The following is a 5,952-nucleotide window of genomic DNA, read 5'->3' on the forward strand; positions in this document are numbered from 1 at the left end:
TTTGCTCAACAATGGCTCAAAGCCACTATTTTACTTTTCTTAAGTATTTATACTTGTCGCAAAAGTGACACGCTCCCGGTAAGCTCTGCGGTATAAGCTTTAAACGTTCTTTCTTAGTGCTTGCGCTTCCTCGGTGTCGAGGTTGACCAAGAAACTCCAGTTAGAAACGCTATAATAATCACAGCGACGTGATATTACAGCCGAACGTTTGATCTTTTTATTCAGTTGGTTCCACTCGCTCCAAACGTGCTTTTCCGGGTTCATCTCGGAATAAGCGGTTAAGGAGCAAGGTATTTTTTCACTTAATTTCATGGCCCTGCGAGCAATCACCAGTGCAGCCGATTCGTCGCTGGCTAAGCCATACATTTTTAGGTATTTCACCAAGCCGATAATACTTGAATAAGCTGGATTGACTGCAATTAACTCAATTCCGCGATTCGACAAAATAGAACTGAGTTGTTTGTAGAACTCGCTATACGCCCAACCCGATAACATCCGGGCATACTTTCTACCTTTCTCCCCTAGAGATTCCTTTTTTGTTGAGAAATCAAGTTCTTCACAAATTACGGGACATTCAAACTCCGTGGCTTTTGTTGCTAGTTGCAAGCAGGCATAAACAATCTGAGCCTGCTGCTTGCCATTCGGTAAGCCCATCTGTAATGGAATCTGCCCTTTGGCTTTGAGATTCCCTTCAGTATCAACATACGCCCACCCAATAGAACCAGGATTCATATCGATACCAATGCAACCGTACATCCTATTTCTAGAAACTTGATTCACAGGCTTGGGAGTAAATTGCACGGCAATAACCCACTTTCCGTTTTTACGGTAGAAGTGCCAGGTCTTAGCCCCGCATTCTGGTAGTCTATTTATGTTGCGATTGAAATCACCAACCTCGGAAGATACAGCTTTCCCGAATCGTGACTCTAAGCATTTGGGGACTCTCAAAATTATTTCGCTCCCATTCCAATGGGAGACTTGATTGCCAAAAGACTCGTCTTTAGAGCCGACGACAAAAATATCACCGTGAGGGACGACGACTTTGATTGGCTTGACTATTAAGTGTTCGAGCCTATTCGTTAACAGGGTCAGTCTACGCTTTTTATTGTGTATTTGAAAGCGTAAACTCTGCCAATTGGTAGATTTGTATTGGAGCGAGCAAGCTATGGGAAAATTACAACCTGTCTTTGAATTATGCCATTTTTCCTTGGCATAAAATTTACGGGCTAATGCCAACTTACGTTCGGCTTTCTTGAGCCATGCACTAATGGATTTAATCTTTCCTTCAAGAGTCTTTGTGTGTAAAATTCTGTGTTCTTTAGCCCCGTCTACACGACCTTTGGCCGCACTGATTACGCCATTTGCATGGCGCTTATTGATGCCGTAGGTTTGCTGTAAGTGTGTGTTCCAGTCGGACTTCTTGAATTGTGTACTTAAAAGTAAGTGGTTGACTGTTTCAATACTTGCAGCCCTGAAAATTGGGGCGTAAGCTTCCAAGAACATCTCGAAATCTGTAAATCCAAGTTCGTTGAGTTCATCTGCTGGCGTGGGCAAGCCTTTACAATAAGTTAAGGTAGCCATTGATTCGACCTCTCAATGTGGTTGCATCCTAGTATATTAATCGCTTAGCGCAGGATTTGCAAGTTTTTCAATGAGTTTCTTTTATTTCCGAAACGTCGCTGGCGAGGTCTTTTTAAAAGGTTACACCTTCTCTTTGATCGAAATCATCAACGCTAATTAGTCTGTTCGTCAATTTACCGAGAATTTAGTAACTAAAACATAGGTAAATCTAGGTAAAATGTCAACTGCTGTTAACCCCCGCTTGCAGTAAATCGGTTGCGATGCCGTCCTCAGTCCGGTCTTCTTCAATCCAGATTTTTCCATCTTTCAGGCGAACGTGGATGACATTGCTTTTGATGCGATTATCTTGATACCAACCCATTTTCATTAGAAGATAATGCTCGCGAATTGGGTTTAGCAGCAAGAACGCCTTACCTTGTCTAGCTTCTAACGGGGTTGTCACCCCCCCAGCTTTCATAGAGCTGCCCCCTCCAAATGGAGGGGGTAATTTTTACTGAACGAAATCGCTCACAGGGATGAAGTTGCGAAAACTAGATGCGATTTAAGTTAAAACTATTCACCACATAAACTAAGAAAAACCATGCACAATTCATCGCTCGAACCTAATTCCGGCTATAACAACTCCGGTTACGAATCGCAACCCGATTTGACTGTCAGTTACTCATCACCTAGGGAAGTTCGTCAAGGTAATTTTGACGACGCTTACCAAGAAAATGTTTATGATTTGTCCAACTTAGCAGATACTCCTTGGACAGATTCAGCAGTCCGCCCGAATCCACAGCTTGAGCTGGAGCTTGATTAAAGAAAAAAGCGAAGATGGAGAAATGTAGTCCTGGACGCATCAACCTAAAAAACCCAGTTTCTCGTTCTCATTTTCAACCTAAAATGTCGGAAATACATAGAAAAACCGGGTTTTTGGGTAATTCCTAAAATGGAGTGGGAGAGGGGGAGAGGGGGAGAGTGGGAGAGTGGGAGAGTGGGGGAGAGGGAGATTTAGCTGATGGCTAATTTTTGCAATACTGCTCTATTTTTCGTAATGTTTTAAAAACATTTAAAATTTTTCCAAATTAAAAAGAATAGAGCAGCTTTTTTTACCGGATTTTAGTTAACATCAATAGGATTCCCATGAACAGTCCAAAGCAGTTAAAAAAATCAAGCCAGGTAGGATCTGCTTTAATAGCTGCCAGTAAACTCTGCCTAATTTTTGCTTTCATGTGCATTACTTTCTTCAGCTTCCCATCAATTGCTAGCGCTAGTTCCTTACCTACTAAAATTTGGGAAAAAGAACAATCTAGAGTTTTGCTGCCAGATTGGAGCCAGATTACCTTTAGTTCCCTGCCCGCCGTTGCTAGTTCTGGAAGTTCTGGCGATAGAAGCTGGCAAGCTGGCACTTCTGTTGACAACATCTTGAAGCTGGGGGACATTAACGATGTAAAACCTGAAATTCTTTCATTGCAAGCAATTGAACAATTGGCACTAGGGGATATCAATTTAGAGAATATCAGCTTGTCAGCATTTCCCTTAGCTGGTAAGCAAACTGTCGGTCACTTGGCTGAAATTGTTCCGAATCTGGGTCAATTTCAATTGAGTGATGTTCCTCCAATTGCTTCTTTATCTTCTCAAATAGCCGGAGTGAACCCTAACATCAACCAATTACCAATTGGTCAAGCTGTAAAACAAGTACCGCAACTAGCGCAGGCAAAACTTAACCAAATTGACCTATCTGAGTTTTCTATCGCCCAAATCCCCAACCTTAATAGCGTAAATTTAGAACAGTTCTCTGGCTGGTCAGAGGAACTCATCAGCAATATTCCGCTGCTGAGTCAAGTCCCACTTTCTAGTTTTCCGGTTCCTATTGCGTCTATTGGCAGCACAATCATGCGAATTGACATGATTTACAGTCGGTACGAAAGCAAGCGCAATAACACAATTTCCGGTTCTGATGTAGAAGGATTTGCGGTAGCCTGCGAGAAAGATTGCGCTTATATCGAACTCGACGACATGGAAAACGCCGGTCGCCGCGCCACAGGGCCGCTAGAAGGCAAGCAGTGGATTAGCGGCAAATATCAGGAAGTGCGAGGCGGTTCTGGCTGTTTGACCGGTTGGGAACCGACGGGCCGGCATCCTTTTGGGGAAGTGTTTAAAGTAGTGGTAATGGAACCGTCAGAAACCAGCGATACTGTTGACACGGCTCTGTACTTCAGGTTTAGTTTGCCCTGCGGCAAATCACCTTACATTATTGGCCCAGTTCCGTTTCTCAGTTACAGCGTTAATTCGCCTATGTTTGTCGGTCGATTGGAGGGCGGTTCTTCTAACAGTATTTCTCGCTCAAAAGGCGTCGCATCCGAAACAAAACCTTCAAAGCCACTAAGTTCAAATCAAGCTAAAAAAAACGCTTTACCAACTCAGCCTGTACCTGAATCGAAGCGAGAGTGCGCGCGCCCCGCGACTTACGTTAGCGGTGTGGATGTGGCTTCATTGGGGGAGGCGTTAGCGAAACTTTCTGAAGGAACCGCCAATTTGGAAAGTGCAGCCAGTGCCGACTACGAAGCCATTGGCGAGATGGTTTGTACCGAAGGATCTCGCAACTGCGGGCGGGCGATCGGTCGCTATCAGTTGATGAGTTACCGGGAAGACGTGCAGCGTGCTGTCAGTTCAACTCCAGGGGGGGCTAACTTTCTCCTGAACGTCAACAAAGGTCAAAAACCTACAAGAGAGGAACTCTTCCAATATTTTCCTCCTGCTGTTCAGGATAAAGTTTTGCAAAATTCTCTAGCTGAGAACTTAGTCAACAGCCAACAGGAAATTGACCCTACAACTGGGCAGGTGTTCAAGGGCGATCGCTTAATTGAGCGAGTAGCGCAAAAACACTTTGGGGGTTCTAGCAGTAAAATTGATGCCAGCTATTCCAACATTTTAGGTGGCTACTCTCTCAAACAGTACGGGGAAAAAGTTCGAGAGCTTTATAACCACAATACCAGCGACAATTGCCAAGCTAATTCTGGTGACAGCAATGGCATCAGCAACTCGGTCGGCTCCGGCATTACTTTAAATGCTAGTGGGAGTATTAAGGTTGCGCTGTTCATTAGCTCTTTTTTGGTGGGATTGTGGTTTTTAATTCGACTTTTTCATAAGCGAAAGCAGCAAACTTTTCTGATACTAATCGGTTTGGGGATAGCAGTTAGTCTTGGCACGGCTGCGCTCTCCCATTGAACTAGGGGAAAGAGGAGGTGGAAAAGCAAGTTATTAACAACTCTAACAAGTTTCTCTACCACCAGGACGTTTTTAATTGCTGAAGCCATTGATTTTATGGCATTAATATCAATTCCGGTTGTATCGGAATGATTGGGAGCATCTCATATTGGTAAAAACACTTCTTCTTCCTTCTTCTTTCGGACTCTTTCCTCCTGACTCCTGGCTCCTGGCTCTTAACTCCAATTTTGGGCTTGGCTGCTTTCATTGAGATGCTCCCGAATGATTAAACCACAGAGGACACAGAGAAAGAGAAGAGAGAGATAATAATTCCGCTGTCAACGGATTAGATATGACTTGTCCATAAGCTGTGCACGATATAAATTGTAGACTCGTTTTGTATTCCCAGAAGTCAGTCATAAAAATTGACTGTAAGATTTAGACATACAACAGCTTACTTCAACAAAAGACTCTCTTATTGTCTTTTTTTTCTGCTTTATTGTCCTTTTTTTTTTGTAGGAGTAGAGTAACAAATGGTTAAACAAAATCGAGTTAAGCAACAAACAGCAGGCACCCAAAAGATTGTCACCCCCCCGGTTTGGTTAAATCAAATTGGTTACTGGTTTCGCATTGGTTTGACAGTTTTTACCGCCCTGTCGCTATTATTGGGGACCGTTGCTTGCACGAATTCTAGTTCAGCAACAACCGCACCAGCTTTTTGGCAACAAGCTTTGCGAGTCACTCCAAAAGAAACTTTAACCCTAATTGTAAAGGAACACAGCAGCCTTCGAGAACTCAAAGTAGCGGCTGGGCAAAGTGCATCGGCAGAAGCGATTAAGAGAATGCGAGTGTGGCAAGTTAATGGCTCGGTAGGACGGCTGAACCTTTATGATTTCAATAATTCCGCTCTGTGCGGCACAAAAGGCTGCCTTTATGTGGGCTACTTAATTCCTAATGATTCAAGTCAAATGCCAACAGAAGTATTTGCAGCTTATCTCGACCCCCATAAACCGCCGAAAACTCCTTTGTTTAAGGCTGACACTTTCTCGCACGAGGGTTTGCCTTGTCTAGGAGTGAATCAGCTTTCCAAAGAAGGCCGCCGCCAGGGTAAACGCATCTTAACTTTAACCCAAAATATGCTACAGTTAAATACGACTAAATTTCAATGTAGTTTATTGT

The 5,952-nt window shown here is 43.5% G+C and carries 5 protein-coding genes; 3 read left to right on the top strand and 2 right to left on the bottom strand.

The annotated features are described in order from the left end of the window. Positions 1-99: 99 nt before the first annotated feature. Together QUA77_RS28490 and QUA77_RS28495 are read right to left on the bottom strand one after the other, a co-directional pair. The gene (locus QUA77_RS28490) at positions 100-1,581 is read right to left on the bottom strand and encodes a hypothetical protein (RefSeq protein ID WP_333453953.1); all 1,482 of its coding nucleotides are present in this window, start codon (positions 1,579-1,581) and stop codon (positions 100-102) included. A 220-nt stretch (positions 1,582-1,801) separates the two neighbouring features. Continuing rightward, positions 1,802-2,038: an element excision factor XisI family protein gene (locus QUA77_RS28495; RefSeq protein ID WP_333453955.1), complete on the bottom strand. Its 237-nt coding sequence runs from the start codon at positions 2,036-2,038 to the stop codon at positions 1,802-1,804. A 123-nt stretch (positions 2,039-2,161) separates the two neighbouring features. Here QUA77_RS28495 and QUA77_RS28500 point away from each other — a divergent pair, with 123 nt between their 5' ends. The 3 genes from QUA77_RS28500 to QUA77_RS28510 all read left to right on the top strand — a co-directional run. Beyond that, the gene (locus QUA77_RS28500) at positions 2,162-2,383 is read left to right on the top strand and encodes a hypothetical protein (RefSeq protein ID WP_333453957.1); all 222 of its coding nucleotides are present in this window, start codon (positions 2,162-2,164) and stop codon (positions 2,381-2,383) included. A 323-nt stretch (positions 2,384-2,706) separates the two neighbouring features. Next, the gene (locus tag QUA77_RS28505) at positions 2,707-4,794 is read left to right on the top strand and encodes a hypothetical protein (RefSeq protein WP_333453959.1); all 2,088 of its coding nucleotides are present in this window, start codon (positions 2,707-2,709) and stop codon (positions 4,792-4,794) included. 512 nt (positions 4,795-5,306) lie between these two features. Continuing rightward, positions 5,307-5,952: hypothetical protein (locus QUA77_RS28510; RefSeq protein WP_333453960.1), on the top strand; the 646-nt coding region annotated here is incomplete at its 3' end.

The organism is Microcoleus sp. K5-D4 (genome assembly GCF_036704575.1).
In the GTDB taxonomy this organism is placed as follows: Bacteria; Cyanobacteriota; Cyanobacteriia; order Cyanobacteriales; family Microcoleaceae; genus Microcoleus.